12 protein-coding genes and 1 riboswitch are annotated in these 14,677 nt (G+C 64.6%); of the genes, 9 read left to right on the top strand and 3 right to left on the bottom strand.

The window, feature by feature from the left end; translation table 11 throughout:
- Window positions 1-181: 181 nt before the first annotated feature.
- A complete protein-coding gene (gene guaB1, locus HGO92_RS09835; protein ID WP_169994253.1) occupies window positions 182-1,636 on the bottom strand; it encodes a GMP reductase in 1,455 nt (484 codons plus the stop codon).
- A 292-nt stretch (window positions 1,637-1,928) separates the two neighbouring features.
- Here guaB1 and HGO92_RS09830 point away from each other — a divergent pair, with 292 nt between their 5' ends.
- The 3 genes from HGO92_RS09830 (at window position 1,929) to HGO92_RS24730 (ending at window position 6,632) form a co-directional block, all read left to right on the top strand.
- A complete protein-coding gene (locus tag HGO92_RS09830) occupies window positions 1,929-5,750 on the top strand; it encodes a multifunctional oxoglutarate decarboxylase/oxoglutarate dehydrogenase thiamine pyrophosphate-binding subunit/dihydrolipoyllysine-residue succinyltransferase subunit (protein WP_169994252.1) in 3,822 nt (1,273 codons plus the stop codon).
- 84 nt (window positions 5,751-5,834) lie between these two features.
- On the top strand, window positions 5,835-6,434 hold the full coding sequence (locus HGO92_RS09825) for a GDSL-type esterase/lipase family protein (protein WP_074701639.1): 600 nt from the start codon (window positions 5,835-5,837) through the stop codon (window positions 6,432-6,434).
- Between the two features lie 123 nt (window positions 6,435-6,557).
- Entirely contained in the window at window positions 6,558-6,632 is a 75-nt protein-coding gene (locus HGO92_RS24730; protein WP_369299106.1) for a 50S ribosomal protein bL37, read from the top strand.
- A gap of 115 nt (window positions 6,633-6,747) precedes the next feature.
- Here HGO92_RS24730 and rsrA read toward each other — a convergent pair whose 3' ends face one another.
- The gene (rsrA, locus tag HGO92_RS09820; protein ID WP_169994250.1) at window positions 6,748-7,023 is read right to left on the bottom strand and encodes a mycothiol system anti-sigma-R factor; all 276 of its coding nucleotides are present in this window, start codon (window positions 7,021-7,023) and stop codon (window positions 6,748-6,750) included.
- Complete coding sequence (locus HGO92_RS09815) at window positions 7,020-7,706, bottom strand: sigma-70 family RNA polymerase sigma factor (protein ID WP_169994249.1); 687 nt, start codon at window positions 7,704-7,706, stop codon at window positions 7,020-7,022. Before HGO92_RS09815 ends, rsrA begins: the two co-directional genes overlap by 4 nt.
- Window positions 7,707-8,026: 320 nt before the next feature.
- Here HGO92_RS09815 and HGO92_RS09810 point away from each other — a divergent pair, with 320 nt between their 5' ends.
- The 6 genes from HGO92_RS09810 (at window position 8,027) to HGO92_RS09785 (ending at window position 14,591) form a co-directional block, all read left to right on the top strand.
- The gene (locus tag HGO92_RS09810; protein ID WP_169994247.1) at window positions 8,027-8,608 is read left to right on the top strand and encodes a DoxX family protein; all 582 of its coding nucleotides are present in this window, start codon (window positions 8,027-8,029) and stop codon (window positions 8,606-8,608) included.
- 5 nt (window positions 8,609-8,613) lie between these two features.
- Window positions 8,614-9,960, top strand: coding sequence for a 3-phosphoshikimate 1-carboxyvinyltransferase (gene aroA / locus HGO92_RS09805; RefSeq protein ID WP_169994245.1), 1,347 nt, complete (start codon window positions 8,614-8,616; stop codon window positions 9,958-9,960).
- Window position 9,961: 1 nt separating this feature from the next.
- A complete protein-coding gene (gene rsgA / locus HGO92_RS09800) occupies window positions 9,962-11,065 on the top strand; it encodes a GTPase RsgA (protein WP_169994244.1) in 1,104 nt (367 codons plus the stop codon).
- Window positions 11,066-11,133: 68 nt separating this feature from the next.
- The gene (hisN, locus tag HGO92_RS09795) at window positions 11,134-12,021 is read left to right on the top strand and encodes a histidinol-phosphatase (RefSeq protein ID WP_169994243.1); all 888 of its coding nucleotides are present in this window, start codon (window positions 11,134-11,136) and stop codon (window positions 12,019-12,021) included.
- Between the two features lie 114 nt (window positions 12,022-12,135).
- Window positions 12,136-12,248: riboswitch (SAM riboswitch) on the top strand.
- A 41-nt stretch (window positions 12,249-12,289) separates the two neighbouring features.
- A complete protein-coding gene (locus HGO92_RS09790) occupies window positions 12,290-13,669 on the top strand; it encodes an aminotransferase class V-fold PLP-dependent enzyme (protein WP_169994240.1) in 1,380 nt (459 codons plus the stop codon).
- Window positions 13,670-13,826: 157 nt separating this feature from the next.
- Window positions 13,827-14,591, top strand: a complete 765-nt coding sequence (locus HGO92_RS09785; RefSeq protein ID WP_169994453.1) for a methyltransferase domain-containing protein — start codon at window positions 13,827-13,829, stop codon at window positions 14,589-14,591.
- Window positions 14,592-14,677 lie beyond the last annotated feature (86 nt).

The following is a 14,677-nucleotide window of genomic DNA, read 5'->3' as shown; positions in this document are numbered from 1 at the left end:
GTCAGAGCCCGGACTGGAAGGCTCCTGTCCGGCCGCCGGGGCGTCAGGAAGTGAATGATGGGCATGTGTACGGGGTCTGCCGGTGCTGTGTGAGCCATCCGATTGCGTTGCCACTGCTGCAATCGTGCCCACGGACCGGCGCCTAGAATAGCTGTCCATTATTCGTTAAGCGTAGCAGGCGCTACCAGCTTTGCGGCAGCGGCCGGCCTTCCTCATAACCGGCCGCGGACTGCACCCCGACGATGGCCCGCTCACGGAATTCGGCCAGATTGGTCGCTCCCGCATAGGTCATGGAACTGCGCAGTCCCGACGTGATTTCGTCCAGCAGGTCTTCGACGCCGGGGCGGGCGGGTTCAAGATACATCTTCGACGAGGAAATGCCTTCCTCAAACAGGCCCTTGCGTGCACGCTCAAACGCCCCTTCGCGCTGCGTCCGGTACTGCACTGCACGCGCGGAGGCCATGCCGAAGCTCTCCTTGTACTGCCGGCCATTGCTGTCGGTCATCAGGTCCCCCGGGCTTTCATAGGTCCCGGCGAACCAGGAACCGATCATGACCTGGCTGGCGCCTGCAGCGAGAGCCAGAGCCACGTCCCGGGGGTAACGGACCCCGCCGTCGGCCCAGACATGGGCGCCGAGCTCACGGGCGGCCGCCGCGCATTCGTACACGGCGGAAAACTGCGGCCGGCCGACGGCGGTCATCATCCGCGTGGTGCACATCGCGCCGGGGCCCACGCCGACCTTGACGATGTCCGCACCTGCTGCGACCAGATCGCGTACCCCTTCCGCGCTGACCACGTTCCCGGCCACCACCGGGACGGCAGGATCCAGCCCCCGTACAGCCCGCAGGGCGTCGAACATCTTCTGCTGGTGCCCGTGGGCAGTGTCGACAACAAGAACGTCGACGCCGGCCTCGAGCAAGGCGGCGGCTTTGGCCTGGACGTCTCCGTTGATCCCGACGGCGGCTGCCACCCGGAGCCGCCCCTCGTCGTCCACGGCAGGGCGATAGATCGTTGAGCGCAGCGCACCGGTGCGGGTCAGCGCCCCGAGGAGGAAGCCCTCGTCGTCGACGACCGGCGCGAAGCCGACCCCGGCGCCGTCGAAAAGCTCGAAGGCCTTCCGAAGCGCAGGCTGGAGTTCACCGGAAAACATCGATGCCTGCAACGTCAGCGGGTGCTCGCGCATGACCGATTCCAGCGAGGCGAACCTGTCCACGCCTTCACATTCGTCAGCCCGGACCACCCCGAGGCAACGCCCTTCGCCGTCGACAATCGCAACGGCTCCATGAGCGCGCTTGTTCATCAGGTGCAGCGCGTCGATGACGGTGTTCGAGGGCTGCAGTTTCAACGGGGTTTCGTAGACCGCATGGCGTGCCTTGACCCAGCCGGTGACTTCGGCCAGCACGTCGAGGGGAACATCCTGGGGCAGGACCGCCAGACCACCGCGGCGGGAAATCGTCTCCACCATCCGGCGACCGGTCACGGCGGTCATGTTCGCCACAACCAGCGGGATCGTGGTCCCTGTGCCGTCCCCCGAGGCCAAGTCCACGTCCAGCCGTGAGACCACTTCCGACCTCGATGGAACCAGAAAAACGTCCGAGTAAGTCAGGTCCGTCTGCGGCTGATTGATGAACTGCATGTTCTGCTCCTGAAATCGACGTGCAGGCAACGACAGCATGAGTCTACGACGCCGGGCCAAATCACCGCCGCACCGCTTCTGAAGGGGACCGTTGGTGCTTCGTCACATTGGTTTCAAAACAATCGTATGAGATTGGCCTGCACAGCGGATGTGTCATTAGACTGGCTAGAGGTCCAGACCCGGTGCGTCCAAACGCACCTCACGCGCCCGTGACGACTGCAGCAGGTTATTCATGGGCCGCAGCGTGTGGTCTGCAGGGCAAGCGGCAACACATGGAAGAGGCGTATAACAAGTGCCAGAGCATCCCAATCTTCGTCTACCCGAGGAATTCGGCGGTAACGAATGGCTCGTCGACGAAATTTACGAGCAGTACCTCCAGGACAAGAATTCGGTGGACAAGAAATGGTGGAGCATTTTCGAGTCGGCCGGCGCCGGCTCAGCTCAAACCGCTAATGGCAATGCGCCGCGCGCCGAAAGGGAGGAAACCGACCCCCAGACGCGCCAACTGCCGGTAGTCAAGGAGCCCAAGGGCACCCCTGCGGCCTCCGCCGAAACCACCGCGGACAACCGCAGGGCGGAAAAGCGCATCCCCGCGGATGCCGAGCCTGCACCCAACACTTCCAAGGACAAGGCAGTGCCCGCCGCCGCTGCCGATGCGGCCAGCAAGTCCGAGCCGAAGACGGCTCCCATCCCGGCCCAGCTGCCGAAGTCTTCGCCCAACTCCCAGACCGAGGATGACAAGGTCACGGTCCTGCGCGGTCCGGCCAAGGCCATCGCCACCAACATGGACCAGAGCCTGACCGTACCGACGGCTACGACGGTGCGCGCTGTACCCGCGAAACTGCTGATCGACAACCGCGTGGTCATCAATTCGAATCTGGCCCGCGCCCGCGGTGGCAAGGTCTCCTTCACCCACCTCATCGGCTATGCAGTCATCAAGGCACTGGGCCAGTTCCCCAGCCAGAACGTGCACTACGACGAGGTCGATGGGAAGCCCGTAGCGGTCCAGCCGGCCCACGTCAACTTCGGCATTGCCATCGACATGCCGAAACCCGACGGTAGCCGCCTCCTTGTTGTTCCCAACATCAAGAAGGCTGAAACCATGAACTTCGCGGAGTTCTGGCATAACTACGAGGACCTCATCAAGCGCGCCCGCGCCGGCAAGCTGACTGCCGACGATTATTCGGGCACCACGTCCTCGCTGACCAACCCGGGTGGCATCGGTACCGTCCACTCCGTGCCCCGCCTGTCCAAGGGCCAGGCGACCATCGTCGGCGTCGGCGCCCTCGAATACCCCGCCGAATTCCGTGGGGCAAGCGAGAAGACCATCGCCGCGCAGGGCGTTGGCAAGATCATCACGCTGACCTCCACGTATGACCACCGCGTCATCCAGGGCGCCGGTTCCGGCGAGTTCCTGAGGCTCGTAGAGTCACTGCTGCTCGGCGAGCAGGACTTCTACGACGAGATCTTCGAAGCCCTGCGGATCCCGTACGAGCCGGTTCGCTGGCGTCCGGATAACCAGGTTGACGTAGAACTGCAGGTCAACAAGATTGCCCGCATCCAACAGCTCATTCACGCTTACCGGGTCCGCGGACACCTCATGGCGGACACCAACCCGCTGGAGTACGTCCAGCGCAAGCACCCTGACCTGGACATCCTCACTTACGGGCTGACCATGTGGGATCTGGACCGCGAGTGGGTCACGGGTGGATTCGGCGGCAAGTCCCGGCTGAAACTGCGCGACATCCTCGGCGTGCTCCGCGATGCCTACTGCCGCACCACCGGCATCGAGTACATGCACATTCAGGATCCTGAAGAACGTAAATGGTTCCAGGACGAGCTGGAGCGCCCGTACGCGAAGCCCAGCCGCGAAGAGCAGCTGCGCGTCCTGGGCAAGCTCAACGCCGCCGAGGCATTCGAAACGTTCCTGCAGACCAAGTTTGTGGGCCAGAAGCGCTTTTCGCTGGAAGGCGGCGAATCCCTGATTCCGCTGCTGGACGCAGTGATCTCTGACGCCGCCGACGACGGGCTGGACGAAGTGGCCATCGGCATGGCCCACCGCGGCCGTTTGAACGTGCTGACCAACATTGCCGGCAAGACCTACGCGCAGGTGTTCCGCGAGTTCGAGGGGACGCAGGATCCGCGCAGCGTTCAGGGCTCGGGTGATGTGAAGTACCACCTGGGCACCGAGGGTACCTTCACTTCCGACAACGGCAATGAGACCAAGGTCTACCTCGCAGCCAACCCCTCCCACCTTGAAGCCGTTGACCCGGTCGTTGAAGGCATCGTGCGTGCCAAGCAGGACCGTCTCGACCAGGGCGACGGTGCGTTCGGTGTGCTCCCCATCATCATCCACGGCGATGCTGCATTCGCAGGCCAGGGCGTGGTTGCGGAGACGCTCAACCTGTCCCAGCTGCGCGGCTACCGCACTGGCGGTACGGTGCATGTCGTCGTCAATAACCAGGTCGGCTTCACCACCTCGCCGCACGCCTCGCGCTCCTCGGTGTACTCCACCGACGTAGCCAAGATGATCCAGGCGCCGGTGTTCCACGTCAACGGGGATGATCCCGAAGCCGTTGTCCGGGTGGCACAGCTTGCGTACGACTACCGCCAGCGTTTCCACAAGGACGTTGTCATCGACATGGTCTGCTACCGTCGGCGCGGTCACAACGAGGGCGACGACCCCTCGATGACCCAGCCGATGATGTACAACCTGATCGAAGCCAAGCGCTCCACCCGCAAGCTGTACACCGAAGCCCTCGTCGGCCGCGGCGACATCACCCAGGACGAGGCGGACCAGGCACTGCGCGACTATCAGGAACGGCTGGAACGGGTCTTCGCCGAAACGCATGCCGCCCAGACCTCGCCGATTCCGGTTGTCACCAAGGACGCGGCCGCCGTCTCGGACATCGAACGCCCGCTGTCCCAGCAGGCCGAAGACGAGGTCCGCGTACCGACCAGCACCGCTGTCAGCACCGAGGTCCTCGCCCAGATCGGCAAGGCGCACGTCAGCATCCCCGAAGGCTTCACCGTGCACCCGAAGCTCAAGGCCCTGCTGGAGAAGCGCGAGCAGATGTCGCGTGAAGGCGGCATCGACTGGGGCTTCGGCGAAATTGCCGCCTTCGGCAGCCTGCTGATGGAAGGCGTACCGGTCCGTCTGGCCGGCCAGGACTCGCGCCGCGGTACATTCGTCCAGCGCCACGCCGTCTTCCATGACCGGTCATCCGGTAAGGAATGGGCACCGCTGACGCAGCTGTCCGAAGACCAGGCGAAGTTCTGGATCTATGACTCGCTGCTCTCCGAATACGCGGCCATGGGCTTCGAATACGGTTACTCGGTGGAGCGGCCGGATGCGCTGGTCATCTGGGAGGCGCAGTTCGGCGACTTCGTCAACGGCGCACAGACCGTAATCGACGAGTTCATCTCCTCGGCCGAACAGAAATGGGGACAGCGTTCCTCGCTGGTCCTCATGCTGCCGCACGGCTATGAAGGCCAGGGGCCGGACCACTCTTCCGCACGCATCGAACGCTTCCTGCAGATGTGCGCTGAAGACAACATGATCGTGGCCAACCCGACCACCCCCGCGTCGCACTTCCATCTGTTGCGGCGCCAGGCTTACAGCCGTCCGCGCAAACCGTTGATCATCTTCACACCCAAGCAGCTGCTGCGCCTCAAGGCTGCCGCCGCCAACGTCGAGGACTTCACGGAGGGCCGCTTCCAGCCGGTCATCCCGGAGGTCCAGGAACTGAACGCAGGGGAAGTCGACCGGGTGGTCCTGGTATCGGGCCGACTGTACTACGATCTGCTGGCTGCCCGTCAGAAGAACGGCGACACCAAGACGGCTCTGGTCCGGGTCGAGCAGCTATACCCGCTGCCAGCCCAGGAAATCGAGGCCGAACTGGCCAAGTATCCGAACGCCGAGGTGGTCTGGGCCCAGGACGAGCCCGCCAACCAGGGACCGTGGCCGGTTATTGGAATGATGCTGCCGCAGAGGGTGGACACAAGCCTTCGTCTGGTTTCGCGTCCCGCGTCCGCCGCTACCTCAACAGGTTCCGCCAAACGGCACGCTGTCGAGCAAGACGTCCTTGTGAAAAAGGTGTTTGAGCGTAAATAAGTAAGATGTTGGGTGGGGTGCACAGACGCCCCACCCACTTCTTTTTTAACCAGACGCCTGCCCTAACCAACCAGAAAGCATCTTGTGGAGCAACGCAAAATCAGGATCGCCGCAGTCGGCGATGAACTCCTTGCCGGTACCGGTGATCAGCGCGCCCTCGGTTGGCTCGGACGGACTCTGGCCCGTACCAATCCCGCGCCGGCCAGCCTCGAATCGTTCACACTGGCATCCCCCAACGAGGGCACAGAGGAGCTTGCCGGACGCTGGCTGCAGGAGGCAGGACGGCGGTTTGATGACGGCTACGAAAACCGGCTCGTTATCGGGCTGTCCGACCGCGACCTGGATCTGGAGCTGACGACGGCCCGGAGCCGGCTGAATCTGGCCAACATTCTTGATGGTGCAGCACAGTTAAGCGTCAAGGCTTTCGTCGTAGGTCCGCCGCCCGGCCTCGATGCAGAGCGCAACCAACGCCTTGCCGAACTGTCGGCCGCATTCGGCGATGTCACGACCCGGCGCAAACATGTCTACGTTGATACCTTCACTCCCCTACTCAACCACGAACAGTGGCGCACCGATCTTGCCGCTAACGGCGGCGCTCCCGGACAGGCCGGCTACGGATTGATCGCTTGGTTGGTCCTCCACCGCGGCTGGTACAGCTGGCTGGAACTGCCCGAGCCCGCCTGACTCCCATCCCCCGGCCGAGGTCCGCCCGTCAAACCGGTTCAGTAGCCGTCACCGGTTAGGCCTGCATGGGCGGATGTGGGAGACTGGTACGCAGTTCTTTTTCATCCAGGTAAGGAGGCAGCTATGAGCAAGCGAGCACGCAAGCGTCGTGACCGTAAGCGCGGCGGCGCAAACCACGGTAAGCGCCCCAACACCTAAGCAACCGGTTTTTCCGGTATGGCTTACGGGTCACCCGCCAGCTGAATAAAGCAGGAACCCCCGCAGACCGTCAGGTTTGCGGGGGTTCCTGCTTTATCTATTCCGGCAGGCAGTTCTAGGCGTCGGCCTGTACCGGGTCAGCGGCTTCGAGATGCCCGATCCGGTCCAGAATCCGTTCCTTCAGTGTCTGCGGTGCAGCCTCTTGGCACGACCTCTTGACCACGCTTCGGATCAGGCACTCCAGGCTGTGTTCCTGGGCGCATTCCTCGCAGCCGTCCAGATGCTGTTTGATCTCGTTGAGGTCCTCGCGGGACAACGCGCCGTCAACGTACTCATAGATCCGCTTCATGCGGTCGTCTTCGCAGTCGCCCAAGCCGTGGCAGTCGCTCATTTGCCGTTCTCCTGTTTTGTCCCCACTGTGGTTTTGTCCGTCTTTTTGCCCATTCCGCGTTCGTGCGCGTAGTCGGCCAGCAGATCGCGCAATAGCTTGCGTCCGCGGTGGAGGCGGGACATAACCGTTCCGATCGGGGTGTTCATGATTTCCGATATTTCTTTGTAGGCAAAGCCTTCTACATCTGAAAAGTAGACGGCCAGCCTGAACTCCTCCGGGATTGCCTGGAGGGCTTCCTTGACGTCCGAATCCGGCAGGTGGTCCAATGCCTCCGCTTCGGCGGAACGAAGCCCCGTCGAGGTGTGTGAAGCTGCTTGGAACATCTGCCAGTCCTCAACCTGGTCCGTGTTGGACTGGAGCGGTTCGCGCTGCCGTTTGCGGTACAGGTTGATGTAGGTGTTGGTCAGGATCCGGTAGAGCCATGCCTTGAGGTTGGTCCCCGGCTTGTACTGATGGAAGGCCGAAAACGCCTTCGTGTACGCCTCCTGGACCAGATCTTCGGCATCGCTGGGGTTGCGGGCCATACGCATGGCAGCTGAGTAGAGCTGGTCCACATACTGCATGGCGTCGCGCTCGAAGCGGGCGCTGCGTTCTTCTGGTGTCTCGGTGTCAGCGGCCGCTGCCGGCGCGGATTCCTCCGCAGCCTCCAGGGGGGCAGCCTCATCGGATTTGTCTGTTGTCATCGGCACCAAGTCTACGCTGGAGGTCTTCCGGGCAGGGCCCAACCGTAGCTGCTGGCCCGCAGCAGGTTGGAGGGTTGCTAATGGCACTGGTTGTCCTTTCGACACGTTGGCGCCGGCGCTATGTTCGAGAACCCGCACCTATTGCTCTTCTTCACAACGATGCAGGCACTGTCCTTATTCCAGCTGCGGTCATCTCGGACGAACGACGTTGCGCACGCAGGATGTACACTGCACGCAAAAGTGCCAGACTAGAGAACAGCGTCACCAGCAGCCCTAGAAACAGCTTCCGCATTGCGGACAGCGCCAGCCAGGAGGTACTTATGACCATCGTTCGCTTTGTTGCCCGCCCGATGCTTGCCGCAACGTTTGTGGCTTCGGGAGTCGATCGTTTGCGAAACGTGCAGGACACCGCGGACCAGCTTCAGCCGGCACTGCGGCAGGTCCAGACCATGGTCCCCTCCGCAGCACCGGTAACAGGCAACGAAAAGCTGGTTGCCCAGGTCATTGGTGCCACTCAGGTTGGGGCCGGCGTTTTGCTGGGGATCGGCAAATTCCCGCGCATCGCGGCACTGCTTCTGGCAGGAACGGCAGCGGCGAACGCACTGGTGGAATTCAACGCCGCGGACGCTACCTCGCCTGAATCCCGCCGGACCCGGCGTAACCAGTTGCTCAAGAACGTGTCCCTCATCGGCGGCGTTCTGCTGGCGGCCGTCGATACCAACGGCCGCCCCGGACTGGTCTGGCGTGCCGAACATCTCGCCTCTGACGCGCGCAAAAACGTGCAGTCCTTCAGCAAGGATGCCCGCAAGAACGCCAGCACCCTGAGCAAGGATGCCCGCAAGCAGCTGCAGAAGGCTGAGCGGACCGTGCGTGCAGCCGCCTCCGATGTGGTGGGTTCCTAGTTTTCATGACTGAGCAAGCAAGCACCGGCAGCAACAGCACTAACTGGCCCGCACCTTTCGCCCAGGGGCCGGTCGATGCCACCGTTTACGTACCGGCCTCGAAATCCCTGACCAACCGCTACCTTGTGCTCGCTGCCCTGGCGGACGGACCGTCGCGGCTGCGGGCACCGCTGCACTCGCGTGATTCGGTTCTCATGATCCAAGCGCTGCGTGCGCTCGGGGCCCGTGTCGAGGAAACGCCGGGCGAGGGCCGGTTCGGTCCCGACCTGCTGGTCACCCCTATTGAGCAGGACCGGGAGCTGGGCGAGACGCGCGTGGATTGCGGGCTGGCCGGTACGGTGATGCGCTTCGTGCCGCCCTTGGCAGCACTGTGCACGGGAACCGTCACCTTCGACGGCGATCCGCAGGCAAGGCAGCGGCCAATGGGCAGCACCATCGACGCTCTGCGTGGCCTCGACGTTCCGCTGGACGACGGCGGCAACCGCTCGCTGCCTTTCACGCTGGCCGCTTCCGGCGACGTCGACGGCGGGCATCTGGTCATCGACTCCGGAGCCTCCTCCCAGTTCGTCTCGGCACTGCTGCTGGTCGGCGCCAGATTCGGCAACGGGCTGCACCTCGAACATGCCGGCCAGAGCGTCCCCAGCCTGGACCACGTTGCCATGACCGTGGCGGTACTGCGCAGCGTCGGAGTGGAGGTGGACGATTCCCGGCAGAACCACTGGGTGGTCCGGCCCGGACGGATCAAGGCCTTCGACCTCACCGTCGAGCAGGACCTTTCCAACGCCGGCCCCTTCCTCGCGGCGGCACTGGCCACGAAGGGAACGGTTCGGATCCCGGGCTGGCCGGCGGAAACCACTCAGGTAGGTGACAAGTGGCGCAGCATCCTGACGCAACTCGGCGCCACCGTCAGCTACGAGAACGGCACTCTCACCGTGACCGGCGGGGCAGAGATCACCGGGGCGCAGCTCGCCGACACCAGCGAGCTTGCCCCCACCACGGCGGCGCTCTGCGCCTTGGCCGGCAGCGAATCCAGACTCACCGGAATTGCCCATTTGCGCGGACATGAAACGGACCGGCTGGCGGCTCTGGTCGCGGAGATCAACGCCCTGGGCGGCGACGCCGAGGAAACCGAGGACGGGTTGATCATCCGTCCGACACCGCTGCATGGCGGGGTCTTCCATACGTATGAGGACCACCGGATGGCTACGGCAGGAGCCATTATCGGGCTGGCAGTCGAGGGCGTGGAAGTCGAAGATATCGGCACCACGGCCAAGACCATGCCCGAGTTCCCCCGGCTTTGGCAGGAGCTGTTCGAAACTTCCGTCCGCCAGTCCGAGGCGGGAGCGCTCTAAGGTGGTGCGCGGCAACCGTACGTGGGACGAGTCCGATGTCCGCATCCGTCCCAACAAGCGCGGCTCGCGTCCGCGCACCAAGGAACGGCCTGCCCACGAAGACGCCGTGATCGGCCGGATCATCACCGTCGACCGCGGCCGCTACACTGCGGTCGTCGATGAAGATACCTCCCAGGAACGGGTGGTTGTCGCCGCCCGTGCCCGGGAGCTTCGGCGCAGTCCGGTAGTGGCCGGCGACTTCGTGGCTCTGGTTGGAGACATCACCGGAGAACCGGACACCTTGGCGCGGCTGGTGCGGATCGAGGAACGCAGGACGCTGCTGCGCCGCAGCGCTGACGACACAGACCCGGTAGAGCGCGTAGTCGTCGCGAATGCGGACCAACTGGTCATCGTTGTGGCCGCCGCCAATCCGGAGCCGCGCACCGGTTTTATCGACCGCGCCCTGGTCGCGGCGTACGACGCCGGTATCAGCCCGCTGCTCTGCGTCACCAAAGCGGATGTGAAGGATCCCGAGGAGCTGCTCTCCAATTACCGGCACCTCGATCTGCCCGTCATCGTCAGCCGGACCGCCGGCACGGAGGGCTTCGGGATTGATGCGCGGTCCGCCGACGGGCTTTCGGCCCGTCTCGACCGTGACGCCGTGGCCGAGCTGAAGGGCTATCTGGACGGAATGGTCAGCGTCATGCTCGGCCATTCCGGCGTCGGCAAGTCCACCATGGTTAATGCGCTCACGGGCGCGGAACGCGCCACGGGCGGCGTCAACGCCGTGACCGGGCGGGGACGGCATACGTCCTCCTCGGCGCTGGCCCTGAAGCTGACCGATGCCCCGGCCGGCAGCTGGATCATCGACACGCCCGGCATCCGTTCTTTCGGACTTGCCCATGTGGACCCGGACCGGATCATTTCCGCCTTTCCCGATCTGGAGCCCGGGACCGCCGACTGCGAGCGGGGCTGCAAGCACGACGACCACGCCGTCAACTGCGGCGTGGACGCGTGGGTGGCTTCCGGGCAGGCCGGCGAATCAGGCCCGGCACGGCTGGCGTCGCTGCGCCGTTTGCTGGGAACGGAAGAACGCGCCCAGGCGAAGGAACTCGGGTTCCAGTAGCGCCGCCGTCGTCGGTTAAGGACTTCACATCCCGCATCCGGCGGCCAAATAAGGATAAGTTGAAGCCTATGACCCGTGACGTTCAAAGCTATAACGACGATCTGCGCCTGGCCCATGTGATGGCCGATTCCGTGGATTCGCAGACCATGGCCCGCTTCAAGGCGCTGGACCTGAAAATCGAGACCAAACCGGATCTCACCCCTGTCACGGATGCGGACCGCGCCGCCGAAGAGGCCATCCGCGGCCAGCTCTCCCGGGCGCGGCCACGCGACGCAGTCCTCGGCGAAGAGTACGGCAGCAGCGGCCACGGCTCCCGCCGCTGGATCATCGATCCCATTGACGGCACGAAGAACTTCGTCCGCGGCGTGCCGGTCTGGGCCACCCTGATCGCACTGGTGGACGAGGACCGGCCCGTTGTCGGGCTGGTGAGCGCGCCCGCCTTGGGCAAGCGGTGGTGGGCCGCGACCGGAACCGGCGCCTACATGGGACGTTCGCTGTCCGCGGCCACCCGGCTCCGGGTATCCGATGTCAACCGGCTCGAGGACGCGTCCCTCTCCTATTCCAGCCTTACCGGCTGGCAGGAACGGGGCAACTTCCCGGAGTTCCTCGGCCTCACCGAGTCCGTCTGGCGCACCCGAGCCTACGGGGACTTCTGGTCCTACTGCATGGTGGCCGAGGGCGCCGTCGACATTGCCTGCGAACCGGAACTCAACCTCTACGACATGGCCGCACTGGTTCCGATCGTCACCGAAGCCGGCGGACGGTTCAGCTCGCTCGAGGGCGAGAACGGCCCGTTCGGCGGCAATGCGCTGGCCACCAACGGCACGCTCCACGACGAGGTGCTCTACCGGCTCAATCCTGCGTTGCGTGGCCAGCGTCCGGCCGCCCATCCGCAGGAGGCGCCCGTGCCGGAAACCGCTCCGGAGGCCTCCGTGGAGGCGGACGGCAGGCGCTGACACTGCCTTTGTGACGAATTACGACGGCGGCCGTCCCCTTTTCCGGGGATGGCCGCCTTTTCGTTCCCGTAACAAAGATGCGGCGGCTCCGGCCGGATAATAATCTCGATGGCAGGTCACGAGTGCCAGCGCTAAACCCCGGTTTGCTGGCCGGCAACCCTCCTACCGCGGCGGGGTGCCCCGGGTGACGACCTGGCCGTTCCGGACTGGTTCGGCAAGCGCGGATCCGCTCTGCCATGGGCACGGATCCCTCACCAGATGAGGTCACATGAGCACCACCGTTATCGAATCCGCCCTGTCCCCCGAACTGTTGGCAGCGGAACAACCGTTCCAGGAAGTTGCGGGCGCAGAACTCGCCGCTCCCCTGCTGGACGGCGGCACCATCCGCTATGCCAATCTGGACTACGCCGCGTCGGCGCCCGCCTTGGCTTCTGTCGCGGCCTATCTGGAACAGCTGCTCCCCTATTACGCGAGCGTCCACCGTGGAGCCGGCTATGCGTCCCAGGTCTCCACCTCCGTTTACGAGCATTCACGCGAGGTCCTGCGTACGTTTGTGGGCGGGCGGACCGATGACCTGGTCATCTTCACCCGTAACACCACCGATTCCCTGAACCTGCTGGCCGGCTGCATCCCGGACAGCGGCGAAGTGCTCTACCTGGACATCGAGCACCACGCCAACCTGCTGCCCTGGCAGGCGGTGCCGCATCGCAGCGTGGTAGCCCGGCCGAGTGTTGCCGCCACACTCGAGGCAATCGAGGCCGAGCTGGCCGGAGGACAGGTGGCGCTCGTAGCCATCACCGGAGCGTCGAATGTTACCGGCGAGATCTTCCCGATTGCCGAAACCGCTCGGCTTGCCCACCGCCATGGTGCCCGGGTAGTGGTGGATGCGGCGCAGCTCGCCCCGCACCGGCGGCTCGACATCGCCCGGGACAACATTGACTATGTGGTCCTCTCCGGGCACAAGCTCTACGCCCCCTTTGGTGCGGGAGCTATCATCGGCCGGGCCGACTGGTTGGATTCCGGCACACCGCATCTGGCTGGCGGCGGCGCGGTGAAACAGGTCCGGCTGGACAGCGTGGTCTGGACAACGGGGCCGGCCCGGCACGAGGCCGGTTCGCCCAACGTGCTCGGTGCGGCCACTTTGGCCCGGGCTGCCGAGCACATTGCACAGCTGGATGAGGCCGCCTGGCAGCAGCATGAGTCAGTGTTGCGTGGGTACCTCACGGAGCGGCTGGAGGCGGTGGACTCGGTCACCGTGCACCGGATCTTCAGCGAGGAGACCACCCCGCTGGATGCCATCGGCGTCGTTAATTTTTCGGTGGCCGGCTACGATGCTGGCCTCGTGGCCGCGTATCTTTCGGCCGAGCACGGCGTCGGTGTGCGGGACGGCAAGTTCTGCGCCCATCCCTTGCTCAACCGCCTCGGGCTGCCGTCCGGTTCGCTCCGTGCCAGCTTCGGACTGGGTTCCCGTCTGGAGGACGCGGCGCGAGTCGCGGACGGCGTGGCAGCACTGGTCCGCGACGGCCTGTGCCACGACTACGTCGTCGAGAGCGGACGCTGGGTTCCAGCGGTTGAAACACGGGCCTTCCCCGAGTGGGCACCGGCGACCCCGGGAACCGCCGGGGCGGCACCGTGCTCCTTGGGTTAGGAACGTATCCCTGCACGCCGGATGGAGCATGATCTAATTGACCCGTCGTTGCGAAGCCGCCTGTTCAGTGGCACAGGCAGCTGGCGGCGTCAATGACAGCGTCAGCGACAGCGACAGATCAGTGACTGAGTGATGTGGGTGCACGAGGAGTGTGGCAGTGGTTCGCGGCGGACCCCGGATGGACGACGAACGGCGCCGGGAGTTCGGCAGCAGCTTCCAGCAGGGTGGCGCGCATTATGACCGGGTCCGTCCCGGCTACCCTGATGACGCCGTCGATTGGCTGGTGCCGCCGTCGGCACGGGACGCCGCGGATGTAGGCGCCGGTACCGGAAAATATACGGCCGCGTTGCTCGCCCGGGGTCTGCGGGTGACCGCCGTGGATCCTTCGGCCGACATGCTGGAGCAACTGGCAACCAATTATCCCGCGGCCCGCATCCTGATGGGAACGGCCGAACACACCGCTATCGCAGATGCCGCCGTCGATCTGGTCACCGTGGCGCAGGCCTGGCACTGGGTGGATCAGGCCGCTGCCAGTGCGGAGGCTGCCCGGATCCTGAGGCCAGGGGGAACGCTGGGGTTGATCTGGAACCAGCTCGATGTCTCCATTCCCTGGGTCCACCGGCTCTCCCGGATCATGCATGCCGGTGACGTCTACAGGCCGGACTTCCGCCCCTTCATCGGCCCTGAGTTCATCCGGCATGAGGGCCACGAAACCCACTGGGCGGATCCGCTCACGCCCGCCGACTTGCTGGAACTGGTCAAGTCGCGCAGCTACTATCTGCGCGCCAACGAACAGACGCGTGCAAAAGTGCTGGGAAACCTTGACTGGTACTTGCATGAACATCTGGGCCATGCCCGGGAAGAGATTATCCGGCTCCCCTACCTGACCCTGACCTGGCGCGCAGTGAAGGCTGACCGCTAGGAAGGCTGACTGCTAGGTTCGGAGTCTTCTGCGTCGACTTGTCGGCATTCTGCGCCCGCTCCGCTCCGTGACTTCCGTGCCGCTCC

The sequence above is a fragment of the Crystallibacter degradans genome, assembly GCF_012952295.1.
Lineage (GTDB): Bacteria > Actinomycetota > Actinomycetes > Actinomycetales > Micrococcaceae > Crystallibacter > Crystallibacter degradans.
This window is presented reverse-complemented; position numbering and strand designations above follow the sequence as displayed.

Excerpts from the sequence above, each read along its gene's own strand:
- guaB1 (WP_169994253.1), bottom strand. The coding sequence starts at position 1,636 with ATGCAGTTCATCAATCAGCCGCAGACGGACCTGACTTACTCGGACGTT.
- rsrA (WP_169994250.1), bottom strand. The coding sequence starts at position 7,023 with ATGAGCGACTGCCACGGCTTGGGCGACTGCGAAGACGACCGCATGAAG.
- HGO92_RS09815 (WP_169994249.1), bottom strand. The coding sequence starts at position 7,706 with ATGACAACAGACAAATCCGATGAGGCTGCCCCCCTGGAGGCTGCGGAG.
- HGO92_RS09810 (WP_169994247.1), top strand. The coding sequence starts at position 8,027 with ATGACCATCGTTCGCTTTGTTGCCCGCCCGATGCTTGCCGCAACGTTT.
- aroA (WP_169994245.1), top strand. The coding sequence starts at position 8,614 with ATGACTGAGCAAGCAAGCACCGGCAGCAACAGCACTAACTGGCCCGCA.
- hisN (WP_169994243.1), top strand. The coding sequence starts at position 11,134 with ATGACCCGTGACGTTCAAAGCTATAACGACGATCTGCGCCTGGCCCAT.
- HGO92_RS09790 (WP_169994240.1), top strand. The coding sequence starts at position 12,290 with ATGAGCACCACCGTTATCGAATCCGCCCTGTCCCCCGAACTGTTGGCA.